Source organism: Bacillus fungorum, assembly GCF_002746455.1.
Lineage (GTDB): Bacteria > Bacillota > Bacilli > Bacillales > Bacillaceae_G > Bacillus_A > Bacillus_A fungorum.
In genome coordinates, this window is sequence record NZ_NWUW01000002.1 from 21,286 (window position 1) to 42,947 (window position 21,662).

Below are 21,662 nucleotides of genomic sequence, written 5' to 3' on the forward strand. Positions count from 1 at the left end.
AACATCAGTAGGCTAACACCTACTGATGTTTTGTTACATAGGGCAAAAGTTTCTGCCTAAAGAGGTGGTGTTTATGGGTAATGAAGAAAACGCCTGATTTGATTCTCATCATCGTTACACTGTCGTTGTTAACAATCGGAATGATTATGGTTTATAGTGCGAGTGCGGTTTGGGCCTCGTATAAAATGGGGGACTCATTCTTTTTTGCAAAAAGGCAATTGCTATTTGCAGGTCTTGGTGTAGCGGCTATGTTTTTTATTATGAAAATTGATTATTGGGTGTGGCGTACGTATTCAAAAGTAATTTTGCTAGTTTGCTTCATTCTACTTATTCTCGTTCTTATTCCTGGAGTAGGACTTGTTCGAGGAGGAGCGCGAAGTTGGATTGGAATTGGGGCATTTTCCATTCAACCGTCAGAATTTATGAAGTTTGCGATGATTATTTTCTTAGCGAAATTTTTAGCAGAACGACAAAAAGTAATTACCTCTTTTAAACGTGGTTTACTACCAGCTCTAAGTTTTGTATTTCTTGCTTTTGGAATGATTATGTTACAGCCAGATCTTGGTACAGGAACGGTAATGGTTGGGACATGTATCATTATGATATTTATCTCGGGAGCAAGGGTCTTTCACTTTGCAATGTTTGGTTTGCTTGGTGTAGCAGGATTTGTAGGGCTAATTGCATCAGCACCGTATCGAATGAAACGTATTACATCATATTTAGATCCGTGGTCAGATCCGCTTGGAAGTGGATTTCAAATTATTCAATCGTTACTTGCAATTGGACCTGGTGGATTATTCGGGCTTGGACTTGGACAAAGTAGACAAAAGTTTCTTTATTTACCTGAACCGCAAACAGACTTTATATTTGCAATCTTATCCGAGGAATTAGGTTTTATTGGTGGTTCATTTGTGTTATTATTATTTAGTCTATTATTATGGCGTGGGATTCGTATAGCTTTAGGAGCGCCAGATTTATATGGTACGTTTTTAGCAGTAGGTATTGTGGCGATGATTGCGATTCAAGTAATGATTAATGTTGGTGTTGTAACAGGATTGATGCCTGTTACGGGTATTACTTTGCCGTTTTTAAGTTATGGTGGATCAAGTTTGACATTAATGTTAATGGCAGTAGGTGTATTATTAAATATAAGTCGCCATTCTCGCTACTAAACCCTGTTTTATAAGACAGGGTTTTTCGTATGTGCGCGAAAAAACATTATGTATATAGAAATAAATACGACTGAGATAAGAAAAGAGAAGCGGAGGAGTTAGTAGTGCGTGTATTAGTAAGTGGTGGGGGCACTGGAGGTCATATTTATCCGGCTCTTGCTTTAATAAGAGAAATAAAAAAATTAAATCCGGAAGCAAGGTTTTTATATATTGGTACCGAGAATGGATTAGAGAGCACAATCGTTCCAAAAGCAGGTATACCGTTTCAATCTATTGTTATAAGTGGATTTAAACGTAAAATATCGTTAGATAACGTGAAAACGGTGATGCGTTTCCTAAAAGGTGTACAAGATAGTAAACGATATATTCGTCGTTTTAATCCGGATATCGTGATTGGAACGGGTGGATACGTATGTGGACCCGTTGTATATGCTGCGGCAAAATTAGGTATTCCAACTATTGTACATGAACAAAATAGTGTACCTGGTGTAACGAATAAATTTTTAAGCCGCTATGTTGATAAAGTTGCGGTTTGTTTTGAAGCGGCTGCAGAACATTTTCCACAGTCAAAAGTGGTAATGACAGGAAATCCACGAGCGTCAGAAGTAATGGATCAGAATGGAATGAAAGGAAAACGTTCAGTAGGTTTATCTCTTCCTAAAAAATCTGTACTTATTTTTGGTGGAAGTCGTGGGGCTAGACCGATTAACGATGCTTTCGTAGAGGCAATTGAACAGTTTGGAAATAAGAGTTACGAAATATTGTATGTAACAGGTGAAGTTCATTATGACAAAGTGATGGAAGCAGTGAAGCAAAAAGGGAATCCGAATAATGTTATTATTAAACCTTTCATTCATAATATGCCAGAGGTACTTACAGGGGTAGATCTTGTTGTTTCAAGAGCGGGGGCAACAACACTTGCAGAATTAACAGCGTTAGGTAAGCCAAGTGTGTTAATTCCGAGTCCTTACGTAACAAATAACCATCAGGAAAAGAATGCACGTTCTGTTGTCGATAAAGGAGCAGCAAAAATGTTGCTTGAAAAAGATTTAACAGCTGAAACGCTTATTCGTGATATTGATGAAATTTTATTAGATGCACAAACATTACAAAATATGAAGCTAGCTGCTGGGAAATTAGGTATTCCAGATGCAGCAAATAAGCTGTATGAAGTAATGAATAAGCTTGTAAAAAATAACGTTAGGTGAACGCCCTGCATACTACTGTACTAAGGATACTTAGTATGGGGGAGATTGTTTATGGAGCAATTAGTAAATGAGCTTATAGAAGCAAATGTTGGTTGCGTGTTAGTGAATGAACCGTTAGCGCGTTATACCACTATGAAAATAGGTGGACCAGCTGATATTTTAATTGTGCCAAAGCATGTTACCGGTATTGTAAAAACGTTGCAGTTAGTAAAAAAATATAAAACAAAGTGGACTGTAATTGGTCGCGGTTCGAACCTTCTTGTATCTGATCTAGGTATAGAAGGTGTCGTTATTCGTTTAGGAGAAGGATTAGACCACTTAGAAGTCGAAAAACATAGAGTAAGAGTTGGTGGTGGGTATCCCCTTATTAAATTATCAACTTTACTTAGTCGTCAAGGGTTAGCCGGTCTGGAATTTGCAAGTGGTATTCCAGGAAGTGTTGGTGGTGCAGTGTATATGAATGCAGGAGCACATAAGTCGGATATATCAAACATATTATCAAAAGCTCTTATTTTGTTTGAAGACGGAACAATTGACTGGTTAACGCATGGAGAAATGGAGTTTTCCTATCGGACATCTGTATTGCAAACGAAACGTTCTGGCATTGTTTTGGAAGCAGAGTTTCAATTACAGATAGGAGAGCGTGAGGGAATTGTAAACGTCATGCAAAAGAATAAAGATTACCGCCGTGAAACACAGCCATGGAATCATCCTTGTGCAGGAAGTATATTTCGGAATCCAATTCCATACTTTGCAGGAGATTTAATAGAAAAGGCGGGGCTTCGTGGTTATCAAATAGGTAGAGCTCAAATTTCTGAAATGCATGGGAATTTTATTATTAATACTGGGGGAGCCAGCGCGCAAGATGTCTTATCTTTAATTGCATTAATAAAACAAAGAATTAAGGATAGATTTGGCGTAGAAATGCATACAGAAGTGGAAATAATTGGAAGATAACGGTTATTCGTTCCGCTCATTATCATTTATGTTATAATAAGAAGATAAGAACGGCATGAGGAACATGCCGTTCTTTATGTTACGTAGGGGGATCGTACATGAAAAATAGTAAAGTGATTAAACTACAGGATCGTGTACCAAAGTTAAAAAATCAACAGAAAAAAAACAAGAAAAATGTTAATCATCGGTTGATTTTATACATATCAATTTTATTTTTACTAGTGCTCTTTTTAATTTATTTTCGGTCTCCGCTTAGCAATATAAAAAAGATAAGTGTGTTTGGAAATCATTATATGACAGATGAACAAGTGATGAAGGAATCAGGTGTGACATATGATACAAGTTATTTCCGAGTGACGGCACATAAAGCAGAAGAAAACTTAACGAAACGAAAAGAAATTAAAGCAGTAAATGTAAAAAAACGTTTTCCAAATAAAATTGATGTTCATATTGAAGAATATTTAACGATTGGTTATATAAACAAAGATGGGAAATTACAACCGTTATTAGAGAACGGGAAAACACTTGATGTACTCCCGAATGGGAAACTCCCTGTTGCAGCGCCAATTTTTGAACCTTTTAAAGAAGAGAAAATGAAGGAGTTAATTGCTGAGCTTGAAAAATTAACACCAACTATTTTAAGGTCTATTTCTGAAATTCGTTATTCACCGACGAATGCGAATGAAGACCATCTTACTTTATATATGAATGAAGGGTATGAAGTGAGCACTACGATTCAAAATTTCGCAAAGCGTATGGAAGCTTATCCACTTATTTTAAAAACAATTGAGCCGGGTAAAAAGGTATTAATTGACTTAGAAGTAGGGGCATATACGAAAGAATTAGGAGCGGAAGAAAAAAAAGAATAGAACGATAGTTTTCACTACGTTATCGTAGAAAAAAACAAAACGAATGTTCTGCTTAATACATCTGAATTTACAAGAATGGTTCATTTGATGAAAAAGATGTAAAAATTCTTAGATTCATACTAGGATTGGTACAAGTTTCACTTTTCTATGAGTACATCTTAGTGTAGACTTATACTTGGCGGTAATCTTTACACTTGAAATAGAATTATTTCAAGATAAGCAGTTATTCACAGTTTACTGCGATATTCTTAAATGAATGTTAAATAAAAATAAGAAAAATATAGGGTTAAAAAAGGGAAACGTATAAAGACGTTGAATATTTTTCTTATAAATAGTAAAGTTGCGATTGTTGTTCCATATATTGAGTTGTATGGTATAAATAAAGAAGGAGGTGCCAAAGAATGAACAGCAATGAAATATATGTTAGTCTTGACATCGGTACATCCAATGTTAAAGTCATCATTGGTGAAATGGTTAATGACAGCTTAAACATTATTGGTGTTGGAAATGTAAAATCAAATGGTTTAAAGAAGGGATCGATAGTTGATATAGACGAGACTGTCCGATCAATTAAAAAAGCAATTGAACAAGCTGAGCGCATGGTGGGAATCCACATTGAGCAAGTTGTAGTAGGTGTCAATGCAAACCAGGTACAGCTACTTCCTTGTCACGGAGTAGTCGCTGTTTCAAATGAAGATCGTGAAATCGGGAATGAAGATGTCTTACGCGTTCTAGATGCAGCACAAGTTGTGTCAATTGCTCCAGAACGTGAGTTTATTGATGTGGTACCTCGACAGTTCATTGTAGACGGTCTTGACGAGATTAACGATCCACGCGGGATGATCGGTGTAAGATTAGAAATGGAAGGTACACTTATTACAGGATCGAGAACTTTACTACATAACCTACTTCGTTGTGTAGAAAAAGCAGGTCTTGAAATTGTTGATATTTGTCTTCAACCTTTAGCGGCTGCAACAGTTGCTATATCTTCAGATGAAAAAAATAGAGGAGTAGCCCTTGTTGATATGGGGGGAGGATCTACAACTTTATCTATTTTTAAAGATGGAGAGTTACAAGCGACGAGTGTATTACCATTAGGTGGAGACCATATAACGAAGGATATTGCGATTGGGTTGAAAACTTCAACAGAAAATGCAGATCAAATTAAATTGAAATATGGACATGCTTTTTATGATACAGCATCTGAAGAAGAGATGTTTACGGTTCCTATTATGGGAAGCGATCAAACAGAACAATATTCTCAGTTGGAATTATCGGATATAATAGAGGCTCGTGTAGAGGAAATTTTAATGTTTGTTCAAGATGAAGTGCGTAAGTTAGGAGTAAAGCAAGTAGCTTCTGGTTATGTACTAACTGGTGGAATTGCTTCTATGCCAGGTGTTCTTGATCTTGCATATGATATTTTACATGAAAATGTTCGTATAGCAACTCCTGATTATATTGGTGTGCGTGAGCCACAATATACAAGTGGAGTGGGATTAATTAAACATTCTTATCAAAAAGCTAAATTACGTGGGAAAAATGTGCAGGAAAAGCAAGAGCATTTTGAACCAGTACCAGCACCAACGCCGGTACAACAACAACCTGCGAAACAAAAAACTCGTAATCAAAACAATAATAATCAAAATGATGACCGTATGATGTCAAAAGTAAAACGTGTATTCCGTTATTTATGGGATTAAAATTGGACACGAAAAATGAGGTTCTAGGGGGATTTCGACATGTTAGAGTTTGATACTACTCAAGATCAATTAGCGAATATAAAAGTTATCGGTGTCGGCGGTGGCGGAAACAATGCTGTAAACCGTATGATTGAACACGGTGTACAAGGTGTAGACTTTATCGCTGTGAATACTGATGCACAAGCATTAAATCTATCAAAAGCTGAAACAAAAATGCAAATTGGTGGAAAATTAACACGTGGACTTGGTGCAGGTGCAAACCCTGAAGTAGGGAAAAAAGCTGCAGAAGAAAGTAAAGAACAGATCCAAGAAGCACTTCGTGGTGCAGATATGGTCTTCGTAACTGCTGGTATGGGCGGCGGAACTGGAACTGGTGCAGCGCCAGTTGTTGCTCAAGTTGCAAAAGAATTAGGTGCATTAACAGTTGGTGTTGTAACACGACCATTTACATTTGAAGGACGCAAGCGTGCAACACAAGCAGCATCTGGTATTGCGGCATTTAAAGAAAATGTAGACACACTTATTGTAATTCCAAACGATCGCTTATTAGAGATTGTTGATAAAAATACGCCGATGTTAGAAGCATTCCGTGAAGCGGATAACGTATTACGTCAAGGTGTTCAAGGTATTTCTGATTTAATTGCAACACCAGGTTTAATTAACTTAGACTTCGCAGACGTAAAGACAATTATGTCTAATAGAGGTTCTGCTTTAATGGGTATTGGTTCTGGTAATGGAGAAAATCGTGCTGCTGAAGCTGCGAAAAAAGCGATTTCTAGTCCATTGTTAGAAACATCTATTGATGGAGCTCAAGGTGTTATCATGAATATTACGGGTGGAGCTAACTTAAGCTTATATGAAGTACAAGAAGCGGCAGACATTGTAGCTTCAGCTTCAGATCCAGAAGTAAATATGATCTTCGGTTCGGTTATTAATGAAGGATTAAAAGATGATATCGTTGTAACTGTAATTGCAACTGGTTTTGATGATAGCATTGCAACTCAACCACCAAAACCAATTATCCGTCCGAATGTGAATCACACGCAACAACAGCAACAGCCAGTAGCTCAGCCTTCAAAACAACGTGAAGTAAAACGTGAAATGAAGCGTGAAGAGCCGGTTGTACATGAGCGTCATTCAGATTCAGATGATATCGATATTCCAGCATTCTTACGTAATCGTCGTAGACGATAAAAGAAAAGGAGCTTTCATGCTCCTTTTTTGTTTTATACAAGGAAAAGATCTGCTAAGCAGGTCTTTTTTTATTTTATCCCGTTATTTGCGGGGCAGTAAGACCCCGCCTCAAAATTCAGCGAAAGTAAAGAAGTTAGGTGGGGGCGGGTTGCTCCTAAAAGCCCCACTACTCAAAGTTTCACTTTATATAGTTCACTTTATATATGAGTAAAAAAGTATAGTATTCTATGAAACATATACTTTTATTTTTTACCGACAGATTATGTCTAGAAAGCACAAAATAACAAAAAAACACCTCCGTAAATTGACACACTTTCCTATTGGATATGCATTATACTAGTCTCAACTTAAAAAAAGAGGTGAATTGTTTGGTTGTTTACGCCGACGTTGTTTGGTTGTTAAACGCCTGCATTGATTTTCTTTTACTTTTATTAACAGCCACCGTGTTAAAAAAGAAGATCAAAAGATGGAGGCTTGTGTTAGGGGCATTTATAGGTTCAACCATTGTTATTTTTGCCTTTACTCCTTTTGCTTCTATGATGACACATCCAACTATGAAACTACTGTACTCGTTACTTATTGTGTATACAGCATTTGGGTTTACAACGTTTAGAAATTATGCACAAGCTGTTTTTACTTTTTATTTTGTAACCTTTATGGTTGGCGGAGGACTAATGGGCACTCATTTCTTTTTGCAAACGAATGAAATGGTAAATGGATTGGTTCAATCTCAATCAATTTCTTACGGTGACCCAATTAGCTGGTTGTTTGTTGTTTTTGGTTTTCCAGTAATTTATTATTTTTCTAAAAAGCGTATTGAAAGCGTAGAGGTTACAAAAATACACTATGATCAAATTGTAAAATTGAAAATTCGATTAGCTGAAGAGGAGCTAGAACTCGCAGGTTTAATTGATAGTGGGAACCAACTTTACGACCCGTTAACGAAAACACCCGTTATGATTATGCATATTTCATCATTAGAACATTGCTTGCCAGCATGGTTAACAGAACAAATTTATTCCAAAACAGAGATTCCTCAAATACCAGAAAATGATTCTGGGTGGGCGACGAAGTTACGTTTAATTCCTTTCCGAGCAGTAGGAGTAGAGAGTCAATTTTTATGGGCAATTAAGCCTGACAGTGTACAAATTGATCATGAAGGTAGTTCTATTGCCGTGAACAAAGTATTGATTGGATTAAATACACAACAGTTGTCAACCAATGGAGAGTATCAATGTATTGTGCATCCGAAAATGTTGGTTTCTCAAAAAATGGTAATTGCTTAATAATGGGAGGCGGGATAATATGATGAAATTAAAATTTTATTTAGTATACCTTTGGTATAAAGTATTGTTGAAATTAGGAATTAAGACCGATGAAATTTATTACATTGGTGGAAGTGAAGCGTTACCACCGCCGTTAACGAAAGAAGAAGAGGAAGTTCTTTTGAATAAATTGCCAAAAGGAGATCAGGCGGCAAGGTCGTTACTGATTGAACGCAATTTACGGCTAGTCGTATATATAGCAAGAAAGTTTGAAAATACAGGGATAAATATTGAAGATTTGATTAGCATTGGAACAATCGGGCTTATTAAAGCGGTAAATACATTTAATCCAGAAAAGAAAATAAAATTAGCAACATATGCCTCACGTTGTATCGAAAATGAAATCTTAATGCATTTGCGCCGGAATAATAAAAATCGTTCAGAAGTTTCTTTTGATGAACCGCTTAACATTGATTGGGACGGGAATGAACTTTTATTATCAGATGTATTAGGGACAGACGATGATATTATTACAAAAGATTTAGAAGCTACTGTTGATCGTCATCTTCTAATGAAAGCATTACATCAATTAAATGATCGTGAAAAACAAATTATGGAACTTCGGTTTGGGCTTGCTGGAGGAGAGGAAAAGACGCAAAAAGATGTAGCGGATATGCTTGGGATTTCACAGTCATACATTTCGCGTTTAGAAAAAAGAATCATAAAAAGATTACGAAAAGAATTTAATAAAATGGTGTAAAGAATAAGACCAGCCGTTATCTAGGCTGGTCTTATTCTCTTTAGTTGTATGAGGAGAGACAAATAAAATGAATAATGAAGAGAAAACCGCGTGCATAAAATCCCCTTCAAAGGAAATACTTTACACTGTACAGCAACTCCCGATAGGAGGGAACACTTTGACGAGAAACAAAGTAGAAATTTGCGGTGTTGATACAGCTAAACTTCCCGTACTAAAAAATGATGAAATGCGTAAATTATTTCGTGAAATGCAAAGTGGAGAGATAAGCGCAAGAGAGAAATTAGTGAATGGAAACTTACGTCTTGTACTGAGCGTCATCCAAAGATTTAATAACAGAGGAGAATATGTTGACGATTTATTTCAAGTTGGTTGTATCGGACTTATGAAATCCATTGATAACTTTGATTTAGGCCAAAATGTAAAATTTTCAACGTATGCTGTGCCGATGATTATTGGGGAAATACGCAGATATTTGCGTGATAACAATCCGATTCGCGTATCTCGCTCATTACGAGATATTGCGTATAAAGCGTTACAAGTAAGAGAAAAGTTGATTGCAGAAAATTCAAAAGAACCAACAGCAATGGATATTGCAAAAGTGCTTGAAGTAACTCATGAAGAAATTGTTTTTGCTTTAGATGCAATTCAAGATCCAGTTTCATTATTTGAGCCGATTTATAATGATGGGGGAGATCCTATCTTTGTTATGGATCAGTTAAGTGATGAAAAACAAAAGGACGAGCAGTGGGTTGAAGAGTTAGCGCTGAAAGAAGGGATGAAGCGTTTAAATGATCGTGAGAAAATGATCATTCGAAAACGTTTCTTTCAAGGAAAAACACAAATGGAAGTTGCGGAAGAAATTGGGATTTCTCAAGCGCAAGTGTCTCGTTTAGAGAAATCAGCTATTAAACAAATGAATAAGACGATTCAAGGATAAGGTTTCACCATTTATGGTGAAACCTTTTTATATGTCATATAGTTTGTTTGCGCTCATAGTAGGGTAGCTGTGTTCATATAATGAAAATAATATGGGGTTAGTAGAGGGTGCTTCCTGTTAATGTAAGAAACAATGTTTTTTAAATTCGTCATATATAAAGGAGAGGATGAAAGTGATACGAATTTCGGGGTTGCAGATGAAAGATATAATCAATGTTTCAGACGGAAAAAGACTTGGGAATATTGGAGATATCGAAATCGATATGAACACAGGGAAGATCGGGTCTATTATTATTTCCAAACAGGCACGTATGTTAGGGATTTTTGGGAAAGATGTAGAAATTGTAATTCCTTGGAAAGAAATTGTGAAAATTGGGGAAGATGTCATACTTGTTAGAGTAAATCCCGTTAATTCTGTAACAGAATCAATACAAACACCGACAATTTCATAAAGAATATTACAAATTCCTCTTTTTTTTCTGTTGGCATTATGAAAAAATAAAAGTATGGTAAAATAGACAGGAAGTACCATGCTTTTTTATGTTATTTTAATTAAAAGGAGCCGCTTTATGAGAGAACCATTTAAATATGTGGACGGTATACTGTATTTACAAGCGTGGAAAGAACTTGGAAACATTACTGCTGGATTTACGACAAAAGATGGTGGGGTAAGTACGGGCTCCTTTCATGCGATGAATTTAGGATTACATGTGAATGATATCGTGGAGAACGTTCATGAAAACAGACGCATTTTAGCAAATAAGCTACAAAAACCATTAGAAAACTGGATTTGCTCTGAACAAGTTCATGATCATCAGGTTGAAAAAGTAGGACAACAGGAAAAAGGAAGTGGCGTCTATTCATATGAAGACGGCATTTCAAAAACAGATGGCATTTATACGACTAATAATGATGTTCTTCTAACATCTTGTTACGCGGATTGTGTTCCACTCTATTTTTATGCGCCATCACATGGTATGATAGGACTTGCGCATGCTGGATGGAAAGGGACTGTAAAAGAAATTGCAAAGGAAATGATTCAAAAATGGAATGCTGAAGGGATTTCAAGTGATGAAATTCATGTTGCAATTGGACCAGCAATTGGATCTTGTTGTTATGTTGTTGATGATCGAGTGTTAACAGCAGCAGAGCAAGTAGTAAATGGTTCTGTCCCTTATAAAAAAATTTCTGATGGGCAGTACGCAATTAATTTAAAAGAAATTAATCGTATATTATGTGTACAAGCAGGCATAAAAGAAGAGAATATTGTAATGTCATCTCTTTGTACAAGCTGTGAAGAACAACTATTTTTCTCTCATCGTCGTGATCAAGGTAAGACAGGGAGAATGTTGAGTTTCATAGGTTTTAAGGAGGAAGAAATCAAGTGACAGTACAAAAAAATTTAATAACTGTTAATGAAGCAATTAAACAATCTTGCGCACGAGCGGGACGTTCGTTGCAAGATATTAAACTCGTTGCGGTTACAAAAACGGTAGGAATTGAAAAAACAAACGAAGTAATTGAAGCTGGAATTATTGATTTAGGTGAAAATAGAAATGAAGGTTTCTTACAGAAGTACGAACATTTCGGTTCAAAAGTGAATTGGCATTTTATTGGATCATTACAAACGAGAAAAGTAAAAGAAATCATTAATGAAATCGATTATTTACATTCGTTAGATCGTCTTTCACTTGCAAAAGAAATTCAAAAACGTGCGGATAAGAAAGTGAAATGTTTTATTCAAGTGAAAACATCATCTGAAGAATCAAAGCAAGGATTGGCAATAGAAGAAACCGTTCCTTTTATTCAAAGTTTGCAAGAATTGGATAAGATTGAAGTGGTTGGACTAATGACAATGGCTCCGTTTACAGAAGAAGAGGAAGAAATCAGACGCTGTTTTAAGGAGTTACGTATGCTACAAACAGAGGTGCAGGAGCTAGAATTATTACATGCGCCATGTAAAGAATTATCAATGGGAATGTCTAATGATTACACGATTGCAATTGAAGAAGGTGCTACATATATTCGTTTGGGGACGATTTTAGTAGGAAAAGCGTAAAAGGAAGGAGAATCTTATTATGAGTTGGTCAAAAGTAAAATACTTCTTTTTTGATACACCGGAAGAAAAAGAAGCAGCTCAATATAGTTATGAAAAGGAGCAAACAGACATGAAGAAGCAGCAAGATCCGCCAGAACAACAAGATGTTACGTTTCCAAAAGCGCAACCGAAACAAAATGTTGTGAGCATTGAAACAGCAAAGCAATCTTCAAAAGTTGTTTTATTAGAACCACGCACATATTCGGAAGCGCAGGGGATTGCGGACCATTTAAAAGGTAGACGAGCTGTTGTGATTAATTTACAACGAATGTCTACTGATCAAGCTGTACGTATCGTTGACTTTTTAAGTGGTACTGTATACGCTATAGGCGGGGACATTCAAAAAATAGGACCGAAAACATTTATGTGTACGCCTGAAAATGTAGATATTGTTGGTGCAATTTCAGAGTTATTCGGTGAAGAAGAAGACACAAATATAAAGAGGTGGTAATACGCCATGGATACAGTTTTAAGGATTTTAGTTACTGCTATCGAGATTTACTCGTGGGCACTTATTATTTACATTCTCCTATCATGGTTCCCAGGTGCAAAGGAATCAACTTTCGGAGATTTTCTTGCGCGTATTTGTGAACCGTATTTAGAACCATTTCGCAGGTTTATTCCGCCGCTTGGTATGATTGATATCTCACCACTCATTGCGATTTTTGCGTTGAGACTTGCTACAAGTGGTTTAGTAACTTTATTTGGCTATTTCTTATAGTAAGAGGTTAAATACATGAGCATCTATGAACATTTCAGACCTGATGAAGAGGTCTTTGTGGATAAAGTGTTAGAGTGGAAGCGAGCAGCAGAGTACCATCAAGTGAAATTAACAGATTTCCTTGATCCGAGGCAACAACAAATTGTCACTATGGTAATAGGGCAAGGGGATGTTGCTGTGCAATTTGATGGTGCAACGCCGCATGCAGAGCGTAAAAGAGCACTCATTTATCCGGACTATCTAGTAGTAAATGAAGAGGAATTTCAAGTAGAAGTATTGGAAATTGACTATCCTTCCAAGTTTTATACGCTAGAGCATAGGCAAATATTAGGTACATTTATGTCTCTTGGTTTAACGAGAGAAAAATGTGGTGATATTTTGCTTCAAGAAGATCGTGCCCAAATTGTAGTTGCGAAAGAAGTTGTATCTTATATTGAGATGAACTTACAATTGATAGGGAAAGTGAAAGTCTCCTTATCACCAGTGCAAGGAGAAAAAATTCTACAGATGCAAGAAACGTGGGGAGAGAAATCTGGAACGGTTTCTTCACTTCGTTTAGATGTTATGTTAGCTGAAATGTTACATATATCCAGACAAAAAGTACAACCTTTTATAAAAAATGGTTTAGTAAAAGTGAATTGGAAAACAGTGGAGCAAACCTCTTATGAATGTTATCCAGGAGATGTTTTTTCAGTGAGAGGATATGGACGAAGTAAATTGTTTTCTGTAGAAGGTAGAACAAAGCGCGACAAATGGAGAATTTTGTATGGTATACTAAAATGATTGGTTTTTTAGAAGGAAATCCTCCTATTTTGTCGAAGAAAAGATATAATTGAAAGAGGAAATTTAGATAACTACTTGGAGGTGGCGTTGTGCCGTTAACACCATTAGATATTCATAACAAAGAATTTGGTCGTGGATTCCGTGGCTATGATGAGGATCAAGTAAATGAGTTTCTTGATCAAATTATCAAAGATTATGAATTAGTCATTCGTGAGAAAAAAGCTTTAGAAGAAAAAGTTGCGCAATTAGAAGGAAAGTTAGATCATTTCTCTAATATTGAAGATACGTTAAACAAATCTATCGTTGTTGCACAAGAAGCAGCAGAAGAAGTAAAGCGTAATGCGCAAAAAGAAGCAAAATTAATCGTACGTGAAGCTGAAAAGAATGCAGACCGTATTATTAACGAAGCATTAGTAAAATCAAGAAAAGTTGCTTTTGATATTGAAGAGCTAAAGAAACAAGCGAAAGTATTCCGCACTCGTTTCCGTATGTTATTAGAAACACAGCTTGAAATGTTAAACAACGATGATTGGGATAAACTAATCGAGTTAGAAGACGAAGTAGATGAACTGTTGAAAAAAGAAGAAACGGTGTAAGCTTGACGTTTTTCTCATTATTACATATAATTTTAAACAACATATTTATTAAGAAAAACGAAGATAGGGATAAGTACCTTTTTCATACCTTATATAGCGAACTGAGGATGGTGTAAGCTCAGGATAAGGAGATAATGGGAATATCACCCTGGAGTTCCGCGCTGAACAAATAGAGTAAGCGTAGGCGTATATTCGCGTTAAGAATATAAAGAGGATTGTATACATACGTATAGGATCTACTAGGGTGGTACCGCGGGAGACTTTCTCGTCCCTTTTTGGGATGAGAAGGTCTCTTTTTTATTCCGTTTTTTAAGTGTTTCTTTTATACATGTAAGGAGGAATTGAGCATGGAGTACAAAAATACATTACTAATGCCAAAAACAGAGTTCCCAATGCGTGGGAATTTACCAAAACGTGAGCCTGCAATGCAAGAACAGTGGGCTGAAATGAATATTTATGAAAAGGTACAAGAACATACAAAAGGTCGTCCTTTATTTGTACTGCATGATGGACCTCCATATGCGAATGGTGACATTCATATGGGACATGCATTAAATAAAGTATTAAAAGACTTTATTGTTCGTTATAAATCAATGACTGGTTACTGTGCACCATATGTTCCAGGTTGGGATACGCACGGTTTACCAATTGAGCAAGCTTTAACGAATAAAGGTGTAAAGCGTAAAGAAATGACAGTTGCTGAGTTCCGTAAGTTATGTGCAGAGTATGCATATGAACAAGTAGAACGTCAACGTGAACAATTTAAGCGTTTAGGTGTACGTGCTGATTGGGATAACCCATATATTACTTTAGAGCCAGCTTATGAAGCACAACAAATTAAAGTGTTTGGTGATATGGCGAAAAAAGGTTATATCTATAAAGGGCAAAAACCAGTTTACTGGTCTCCAACGAGTGAATCAGCTTTAGCGGAAGCTGAAATTGAATACCAAGATAAAAAATCAGCATCTATTTACGTAGCATTCCCTGTTAAAGATGGAAAGAACGTATTAGAAGGTGATGAGAAATTCATTATCTGGACAACAACACCTTGGACGTTACCTGCAAACTTAGGTATTTCTGTTCACCCAGAACTTGAATACAGCAGTGTAAAAGTAAATGATGAAAAATATATTATTGCTTCTGAACTATTTGAGACAGTTGCAAAAACGTTAGAGTGGGAAAATGCTGAAGTTGTGAAAACGGTAAAAGGTAGCGAACTTGAGTATACAGTTGCAAAACATCCATTCTACGATCGTGATTCATTAGTTATGCTAGGAGATCACGTAACAACAGATGCAGGTACAGGTTGTGTTCATACAGCACCAGGACACGGGGAAGATGACTTCGTTGTTGGTAAAAAGTATGGATTAGAAGTACTTTGCCCGGTAGATGATAAGGGTGTATTAACAGAGGAAGCACCTGGATTTGAAGGCTTATTCTATGATAAAGCTAACAAGCCAATTACAGAAAAATTAGAAGAAGTAGGCGCGTTACTGAAACTAACATTCATTACGCATTCATACCCACATGATTGGAGAACGAAAAAACCAATTATTTTCCGAGCGACAGCACAGTGGTTTGCATCTATTGAAGCATTCCGTAAAGAGTTATTAGAAGCTGTTGCGGAAACAAAATGGGTACCAGCATGGGGAGAAACTCGTCTTCATAATATGGTTCGTGACCGTGGTGACTGGTGTATTTCTCGTCAGCGTGCATGGGGTGTGCCAATTCCTGTATTCTATGCTGAGAATGGCGATCCAATTATTACGGATGAAACAATTAACCACGTAGCAGGTTTATTCCGTGAACACGGTTCTAACGTATGGTTCGAGCGTGAAGCGAAAGATCTATTACCAGAAGGATTTACACATCCAGGTAGCCCAAATGGAGAATTCCGTAAAGAAACAGACATTATGGATGTGTGGTTCGATTCTGGTTCTTCTCACCAAGCGGTATTAGAAGAGCGCGAAGACTTACAACGTCCAGCTGATTTATATTTAGAAGGATCTGACCAATATCGTGGTTGGTTTAACTCTTCATTATCAACAGCAGTTGCTGTAACAGGTAAAGCTCCATATAAAGGCGTACTAAGCCATGGTTTCGTATTAGATGGTGAAGGACGTAAAATGAGTAAGTCGATTGGAAACATCGTCGTACCGAAGAAAATTATGGATCAATTAGGCGGAGACATTTTACGCTTATGGGTATCTTCTGTTGACTATCAATCTGACGTACGTATTTCAGATGATATTTTAAAACAAGTAGCAGAAGTGTATCGTAAAATCCGTAACACATTCCGCTTCTTATTAGGAAACTTAGACGACTTTAAGCCAAGTGAAAATACAGTAGCTGTAGCTGAACTTCGTGAAGTAGATCGTTACATGTTAGTGAAATTAAACGACTTAATTACAAAAGTAAAAGAAGCATATGAGACATACGACTTTGCTGCTGTATATCATGCAATTCATAACTTCTGTACAATTGATTTGAGTTCATTCTACTTAGACTTTGCAAAAGACATTTTATACATTGAAGGTGCAAACCACGAAGATCGTCGTGCAATTCAAACTGTATTATATGATGTTCTGGTAGCATTGACAAAACTTGTAACACCAATCTTACCGCATACGGCTGATGAAGTATGGCCATATGTTCCGGGTGTAACAGAAGAAAGCGTACAATTAACTGATATGCCAGAAGCTGTACAATTAGATGGTGCGGAAGCATTAAAAACAAAATGGGATGCATTTATGACATTACGTGATGATGTATTAAAAGCGTTAGAAGTAGCGCGTAATGAAAAAGTAATCGGTAAGTCATTAAATGCAAGCATTACACTATATCCAACTGCAGAAATGAAAGCTATGTTAGAGTCTATTAGCGAAGACTTGAAGCAATTATTCATCGTTTCTGAGTATAAGCTTGGTGGTCTGATGGAAGAAGCGCCAGCAGATGCACCGAAGTATGAACATACAGCGGTTGTTGTTGCTCAAGCAACTGGTGAAACATGTGAACGTTGTTGGGTAGTTTCAGAAACAATTGGTAAAGATGCTGAACATGAAACGTTATGTGAGCGTTGTGCAATAGTTGTTAAAGAAAATTATGTAAAATAATAAGGAATGACTGCACGTAAAGTGCAGTCATTTTTTGTTAACGGTATATGGAAATAACTTTTACTCTCTTTCTTATGAAGGAAAAATGTGTGTGAGGTAAGCATGGAAATTTCGGACACACTAATCGTACATTGCAGCTGGGAGGAATGTACACGTGAATGAAATGTATATGGAAATAAAAGAAGAATTACAATTGATGCGAAAAGAGTTACAAGAGAGGCTAGCCAAAGAGGTCATGCACAAATACGACACAGAGTTTAGTGGAGAGCTTGGATATGAAATTAAGGAAGAGATTAAGAAAAAACTGTTATTACATGATATAAAAGAGGATTTAAAAGATGTAGAACGTGCATTATTTAAAATGGAAATAGATATGTATGGTATTTGTGAAGAAACAGGGAGAGTAATTTCGGTAAAACAAATGAAAACGATGCCGACTGCCCGTACCATCCATGAATTTTTCTATGAAAAAGTAAATGTATGAATGTGCACAACGATATTATATTACCTTTTTTTAATTTATTTTATTCTTCTATAAAGGTTCATTGTGAAAAGGTTGCAGCTATGCTAAAATTTTGAGGTACACTGTCTTTGTGGGGGAAATGAAAATGATATATTATGTAATAGCGTTATTTGTCATTGCCATCGATCAAATATCGAAATGGCTAATTGTAAAGAACATGGAATTGGGTACAAGCATTCCGATTATCGATAATGTATTATACATAACATCACATCGAAATAGAGGAGCTGCCTGGGGGATTTTAGAAAATAAAATGTGGTTCTTCTACATTATTACAGTCGTTTTTGTAGCATTTATCGTATTTTATATGAAAAAATATGCGAAAACAGACAAACTTCTAGGAATTTCATTAGGTCTAATTTTAGGCGGAGCAATTGGTAATTTTATTGATCGTGTATTTAGACAAGAAGTAGTGGATTTCATTCACGTGTATATTTTCTCGTACAACTACCCAGTATTCAATATAGCAGATTCAGCATTATGTATTGGTGTTGTATTAATTATTATTCAAACATTATTAGAAGGCAAGAAAGCGAAGGAGTAATTGAATGAGTGAAGTAGTACAAGTAACAGTTGCAGAAGAGCAAAAAAACGAGCGAATTGATAAATTCGTTGCAGAAATAAACAGTGAATGGTCACGTTCACAAGTACAGCAATGGATTAAAGATGATGTTGTAACAGTTAATGGGAAATCGGTAAAAGTAAATTATAAAGTTAAAGAAAATGATGAAATTACAGTAACGATTCCTGAGCCAGAAGCGTTAGATATTCAAGCAGAAGATATGAACTTAGAAATTTATTATGAAGATGCAGATGTACTTGTTGTAAATAAGCCACGTGGTATGGTTGTACATCCAGCGCCAGGTCATACAAGTGGTACACTTGTGAACGGTCTTATGCACCACTGTACAGATTTATCAGGCATTAACGGTGTAATGCGACCTGGTATCGTGCATCGTATTGATAAAGATACATCTGGGCTATTAATGGTTGCTAAAAATGATATGGCGCACGAATCACTTGTAAATCAACTTGTAGCAAAAACAGTAACAAGACGTTACAAAGCGATTGTACACGGTGTTATTCCGCATGATAAGGGAACGATTGATGCTCCGATTGCTCGTGATAAGAAAGAACGTCAAAGTATGACGGTTGATGAAAATGGTAAGCATGCTGTTACGCATTTCCAAGTGTTAGAGCGTTTCAAAGATTTCACACTTGTAGAATGTCGCTTAGAAACAGGGCGTACACACCAAATTCGTGTTCATATGAAATATATTGGCTATCCACTTGCAGGAGATCCAAAATATGGACCAAAGAAAACATTAGACATGAATGGACAAGCACTTCATGCGGGTATTTTAGGATTTGACCACCCTCGTACTGGTGAATATATTCAATTTGAGGCACCGATTCCAGAAGTGTTTGAAGACGCATTAAATATTTTGCGAAGATAGTATTGACAAATCATAAGAAAACTGAGATACTGACAACAGTTAAATAATGATCCTTTAACACAGCCCCGTGAGGTTGAGAAGGTAACGGTTTGAAATACTTAGGGTATGTTGTACCCTTTTTTCAAAAGTCCTCTCGCACACGCCGAGAGGACTTTTTTTATACCATTACTCTCACGCAAGAAAAAAGCTTGGAGGTGTAGAGCATGCAAGAGAAAGCTGTCGTTTTAGATGACCAAATGATTCGCCGCGCTTTAACACGAATTAGTCATGAAATCGTGGAACGAAATAAAGGTGTGGATAATTGTGTTCTTGTCGGAATTAAAACTCGTGGGATTTTTATTGCACAACGTTTGGCAGAACGAATTGGTCAAATTGAAGGAAAAGAAATAGAAGTTGGAGAGTTAGACATTACGTTATATCGTGATGATTTAACACTACAATCGAAAAATAAAGAACCACTTGTAAAAGGTTCTGATATCCCTGTAGATATTACGAAGAAAAAAGTTATCCTTGTGGATGATGTATTATATACAGGCAGAACAGTTCGAGCAGCAATGGATGCTCTTATGGATTTAGGTAGACCATCACAAATCCAATTAGCGGTTCTTGTTGACAGAGGTCATCGTGAACTACCGATTCGCGCTGATTATGTAGGTAAGAACATTCCAACATCAAGTGAAGAGCGTATCGAAGTTGATTTGCAAGAGACAGATCAACAAGATCGAGTAAGCATATACGATAAGTAAAGCCCTTTTAAATGTAGTCCTGTGAGGCTGCCAAAGGGTCTTGGCTTTCATATGTCAAATTTGGCATACGAAAGTGTAGGACTCTTTGTGCACAGGCACAAAGAGTTTTTTTATTGCAAAGATTTAAACTGAAGGAGGATGTAACAATGGAACAAAAGCCAGTGTTAGACGTTAATGAAGTACCGAAACCGGGAAAATGGTTATTTTTAAGTATACAACATTTGTTCGCGATGTTTGGATCAACAGTGCTTGTTCCGTTTTTAACAGGATTGAATCCGTCAGTAGCATTAATATCAAGTGGATTAGGAACGTTAGCGTTTCTTCTTATAACGAAAGGTCAAGTACCTGCTTATCTAGGATCATCATTCGCCTTTATTGCACCGATTATAACAGCAAAAACAGCAGGGGGACCGGGAGCAGCGATGCTCGGTGGTTTGCTAGCAGGGATTGTGTACATCTTAATCTCAATTGGAATTAAGAAATCAGGATCAAAGTGGATTATGAATTTACTTCCGCCAATTGTAGTTGGACCGGTAGTAATGGTAATTGGTTTAGCGTTAGCACATACAGCAGTTAACATGGCGATGAATGGTGCGGATGGAAAATATAGCTTTACACACTTTTCAGTAGCATTAGTAACATTAGCAATTACAATCATTTGCTCCATATTCGGGAGAGGGTTCTTCAGTATCATACCAGTTTTACTTGGAATCATCGGAGGTTATATCTTTGCTTACTTCCAAGGGCTAGTAGACTTAAAGCCGGTAGCTGAGGCAAAATGGTTTGTTGTACCGGATTTCACAGTACCATTTGTAACATACACACCAGAGTTTTCATGGAAGATTGTACTCTTGATGGTACCAGTTGCACTAGTAACAATTTCAGAACATATCGGACATCAAATTGTATTAGGAAATGTTATTAAAAGAGATTTAATTGAAAAACCAGGTTTACACCGTTCAATCTTTGGTGATGGAGTAGCCACATTAATTGCATCACTAATCGGTGGGCCACCGAATACAACGTATGGTGAAAACATCGGTGTGCTAGCAATTACAAGAGCGTACAGTGTATACTTATTCATCGGTTCAGCAGTATTTGCAATCATGTTCGGGTTTATCGGTAAGATTTCTGCACTGATTCATTCGATCCCAACACCAGTTATGGGTGGTGTATCAATCTTACTATTCGGTGTAATCGCATCAAGCGGATTACGCATGATGGTAGACGATGAAACAGATTTAAGTGACAAACGAAACTTAATGATTGCATCAATAATACTAGTAATCGGTATTGGTGGAGCGGTACTTCACGTAGGAGAATCATTCCAAGTAGAAGGAATGGCACTAGCAGCAATTGTAGGAGTACTGTTAAATCTACTACTGCCAGAAACGAAACAAATAAAACAATCTAAGCAGATTGCTTCATAATAATAACCTTTTAATTCAGTCCTGTGAGACCGGAAAGGGTGGCTTCTTTTTTGCACCCTAGTCTCACATGACTAGGGTATTTTTATACAAATGTTGTTATAAAAATACAAAAGTGGTAACATAAAAATCAG

At 36.6% G+C, this 21,662-nt stretch carries 22 protein-coding genes and 1 other annotated feature; all 22 genes read left to right on the top strand.

The window, feature by feature from the left end; genetic code table 11:
• The first annotated feature begins 80 nt into the window (after positions 1 to 80).
• The 22 genes from spoVE (at position 81) to uraA (ending at position 21,531) form a co-directional block, all read left to right on the top strand.
• The gene (gene spoVE, locus CO726_RS02895; protein ID WP_099683255.1) at positions 81 to 1,172 is read left to right on the top strand and encodes a stage V sporulation protein E; all 1,092 of its coding nucleotides are present in this window, start codon (positions 81 to 83) and stop codon (positions 1,170 to 1,172) included.
• A 104-nt stretch (positions 1,173 to 1,276) separates the two neighbouring features.
• Positions 1,277 to 2,380, top strand: a complete 1,104-nt coding sequence (gene murG, locus CO726_RS02900; protein ID WP_099683256.1) for an undecaprenyldiphospho-muramoylpentapeptide beta-N-acetylglucosaminyltransferase — start codon at positions 1,277 to 1,279, stop codon at positions 2,378 to 2,380.
• 51 nt (positions 2,381 to 2,431) lie between these two features.
• Positions 2,432 to 3,337, top strand: coding sequence for a UDP-N-acetylmuramate dehydrogenase (gene murB / locus CO726_RS02905; protein WP_099683257.1), 906 nt, complete (start codon positions 2,432 to 2,434; stop codon positions 3,335 to 3,337).
• Between the two features lie 98 nt (positions 3,338 to 3,435).
• Positions 3,436 to 4,206, top strand: a complete 771-nt coding sequence (divIB, locus tag CO726_RS02910; protein ID WP_000798232.1) for a cell division protein DivIB — start codon at positions 3,436 to 3,438, stop codon at positions 4,204 to 4,206.
• Between the two features lie 401 nt (positions 4,207 to 4,607).
• On the top strand, positions 4,608 to 5,909 hold the full coding sequence (gene ftsA / locus CO726_RS02915; RefSeq protein WP_098758232.1) for a cell division protein FtsA: 1,302 nt from the start codon (positions 4,608 to 4,610) through the stop codon (positions 5,907 to 5,909).
• A gap of 39 nt (positions 5,910 to 5,948) precedes the next feature.
• Positions 5,949 to 7,103: a cell division protein FtsZ gene (gene ftsZ / locus CO726_RS02920; protein WP_047956547.1), complete on the top strand. Its 1,155-nt coding sequence runs from the start codon at positions 5,949 to 5,951 to the stop codon at positions 7,101 to 7,103.
• A gap of 368 nt (positions 7,104 to 7,471) precedes the next feature.
• Complete coding sequence (gene spoIIGA, locus CO726_RS02930) at positions 7,472 to 8,389, top strand: sigma-E processing peptidase SpoIIGA (RefSeq protein WP_136699337.1); 918 nt, start codon at positions 7,472 to 7,474, stop codon at positions 8,387 to 8,389.
• A gap of 19 nt (positions 8,390 to 8,408) precedes the next feature.
• Positions 8,409 to 9,128, top strand: a complete 720-nt coding sequence (gene sigE / locus CO726_RS02935) for an RNA polymerase sporulation sigma factor SigE (RefSeq protein WP_000976948.1) — start codon at positions 8,409 to 8,411, stop codon at positions 9,126 to 9,128.
• A gap of 157 nt (positions 9,129 to 9,285) precedes the next feature.
• Complete coding sequence (gene sigG / locus CO726_RS02940; RefSeq protein ID WP_000197753.1) at positions 9,286 to 10,065, top strand: RNA polymerase sporulation sigma factor SigG; 780 nt, start codon at positions 9,286 to 9,288, stop codon at positions 10,063 to 10,065.
• 166 nt (positions 10,066 to 10,231) lie between these two features.
• Complete coding sequence (locus CO726_RS02945) at positions 10,232 to 10,516, top strand: YlmC/YmxH family sporulation protein (protein ID WP_099683259.1); 285 nt, start codon at positions 10,232 to 10,234, stop codon at positions 10,514 to 10,516.
• Between the two features lie 117 nt (positions 10,517 to 10,633).
• Positions 10,634 to 11,452 (top strand): peptidoglycan editing factor PgeF, encoded by an 819-nt coding sequence (pgeF, locus tag CO726_RS02950; RefSeq protein ID WP_099683260.1) that lies wholly within the window; start codon positions 10,634 to 10,636, stop codon positions 11,450 to 11,452.
• The gene (locus CO726_RS02955) at positions 11,449 to 12,123 is read left to right on the top strand and encodes a YggS family pyridoxal phosphate-dependent enzyme (RefSeq protein WP_099683261.1); all 675 of its coding nucleotides are present in this window, start codon (positions 11,449 to 11,451) and stop codon (positions 12,121 to 12,123) included. Before pgeF ends, CO726_RS02955 begins: the two co-directional genes overlap by 4 nt.
• Positions 12,124 to 12,142: 19 nt before the next feature.
• A complete protein-coding gene (locus tag CO726_RS02960; protein WP_000119136.1) occupies positions 12,143 to 12,613 on the top strand; it encodes a cell division protein SepF in 471 nt (156 codons plus the stop codon).
• Between the two features lie 6 nt (positions 12,614 to 12,619).
• On the top strand, positions 12,620 to 12,883 hold the full coding sequence (locus tag CO726_RS02965) for a YggT family protein (protein ID WP_098758238.1): 264 nt from the start codon (positions 12,620 to 12,622) through the stop codon (positions 12,881 to 12,883).
• Between the two features lie 15 nt (positions 12,884 to 12,898).
• Positions 12,899 to 13,666 carry a YlmH family RNA-binding protein gene (locus tag CO726_RS02970; RefSeq protein ID WP_099683262.1) on the top strand — a complete coding sequence of 256 codons (768 nt, stop codon included), beginning with the start codon at positions 12,899 to 12,901 and terminating at the stop codon, positions 13,664 to 13,666.
• A gap of 89 nt (positions 13,667 to 13,755) precedes the next feature.
• Positions 13,756 to 14,262: a septum site-determining protein DivIVA gene (gene divIVA / locus CO726_RS02975; protein WP_001131611.1), complete on the top strand. Its 507-nt coding sequence runs from the start codon at positions 13,756 to 13,758 to the stop codon at positions 14,260 to 14,262.
• Positions 14,263 to 14,313: 51 nt separating this feature from the next.
• Positions 14,314 to 14,538 (top strand) — a binding site (T-box leader).
• A gap of 71 nt (positions 14,539 to 14,609) precedes the next feature.
• Complete coding sequence (gene ileS2, locus CO726_RS02980; protein WP_099683263.1) at positions 14,610 to 17,375, top strand: isoleucine--tRNA ligase; 2,766 nt, start codon at positions 14,610 to 14,612, stop codon at positions 17,373 to 17,375.
• Positions 17,376 to 17,529: 154 nt separating this feature from the next.
• A complete protein-coding gene (locus CO726_RS02985; protein ID WP_099683264.1) occupies positions 17,530 to 17,859 on the top strand; it encodes a TraR/DksA C4-type zinc finger protein in 330 nt (109 codons plus the stop codon).
• Positions 17,860 to 17,983: 124 nt separating this feature from the next.
• Positions 17,984 to 18,442 carry a lipoprotein signal peptidase LspA gene (gene lspA / locus CO726_RS02990; RefSeq protein ID WP_098614510.1) on the top strand — a complete coding sequence of 153 codons (459 nt, stop codon included), beginning with the start codon at positions 17,984 to 17,986 and terminating at the stop codon, positions 18,440 to 18,442.
• 4 nt (positions 18,443 to 18,446) lie between these two features.
• A complete protein-coding gene (locus CO726_RS02995) occupies positions 18,447 to 19,355 on the top strand; it encodes an RluA family pseudouridine synthase (protein WP_099683265.1) in 909 nt (302 codons plus the stop codon).
• 203 nt (positions 19,356 to 19,558) lie between these two features.
• Positions 19,559 to 20,101, top strand: a complete 543-nt coding sequence (gene pyrR, locus CO726_RS03000) for a bifunctional pyrimidine operon transcriptional regulator/uracil phosphoribosyltransferase (RefSeq protein ID WP_001156487.1) — start codon at positions 19,559 to 19,561, stop codon at positions 20,099 to 20,101.
• 146 nt (positions 20,102 to 20,247) lie between these two features.
• Positions 20,248 to 21,531 (top strand): uracil permease, encoded by a 1,284-nt coding sequence (uraA, locus tag CO726_RS03005; protein ID WP_136699339.1) that lies wholly within the window; start codon positions 20,248 to 20,250, stop codon positions 21,529 to 21,531.
• Positions 21,532 to 21,662: the final 131 nt, after the last annotated feature.

Coding starts and splice junctions, on each gene's coding strand:
- pgeF (WP_099683260.1), top strand. CDS start 10,634: ATGAGAGAACCATTTAAATATGTGGACGGTATACTGTATTTACAAGCG.
- CO726_RS02965 (WP_098758238.1), top strand. CDS start 12,620: ATGGATACAGTTTTAAGGATTTTAGTTACTGCTATCGAGATTTACTCG.
- murB (WP_099683257.1), top strand. CDS start 2,432: ATGGAGCAATTAGTAAATGAGCTTATAGAAGCAAATGTTGGTTGCGTG.
- lspA (WP_098614510.1), top strand. CDS start 17,984: ATGATATATTATGTAATAGCGTTATTTGTCATTGCCATCGATCAAATA.
- CO726_RS02970 (WP_099683262.1), top strand. CDS start 12,899: ATGAGCATCTATGAACATTTCAGACCTGATGAAGAGGTCTTTGTGGAT.
- divIB (WP_000798232.1), top strand. CDS start 3,436: ATGAAAAATAGTAAAGTGATTAAACTACAGGATCGTGTACCAAAGTTA.
- ftsA (WP_098758232.1), top strand. CDS start 4,608: ATGAACAGCAATGAAATATATGTTAGTCTTGACATCGGTACATCCAAT.
- uraA (WP_136699339.1), top strand. CDS start 20,248: ATGGAACAAAAGCCAGTGTTAGACGTTAATGAAGTACCGAAACCGGGA.
- CO726_RS02960 (WP_000119136.1), top strand. CDS start 12,143: ATGAGTTGGTCAAAAGTAAAATACTTCTTTTTTGATACACCGGAAGAA.
- spoVE (WP_099683255.1), top strand. CDS start 81: ATGAAGAAAACGCCTGATTTGATTCTCATCATCGTTACACTGTCGTTG.
- sigE (WP_000976948.1), top strand. CDS start 8,409: ATGATGAAATTAAAATTTTATTTAGTATACCTTTGGTATAAAGTATTG.
- pyrR (WP_001156487.1), top strand. CDS start 19,559: ATGCAAGAGAAAGCTGTCGTTTTAGATGACCAAATGATTCGCCGCGCT.
- CO726_RS02945 (WP_099683259.1), top strand. CDS start 10,232: ATGAAAGTGATACGAATTTCGGGGTTGCAGATGAAAGATATAATCAAT.
- ftsZ (WP_047956547.1), top strand. CDS start 5,949: ATGTTAGAGTTTGATACTACTCAAGATCAATTAGCGAATATAAAAGTT.
- CO726_RS02995 (WP_099683265.1), top strand. CDS start 18,447: ATGAGTGAAGTAGTACAAGTAACAGTTGCAGAAGAGCAAAAAAACGAG.
- ileS2 (WP_099683263.1), top strand. CDS start 14,610: ATGGAGTACAAAAATACATTACTAATGCCAAAAACAGAGTTCCCAATG.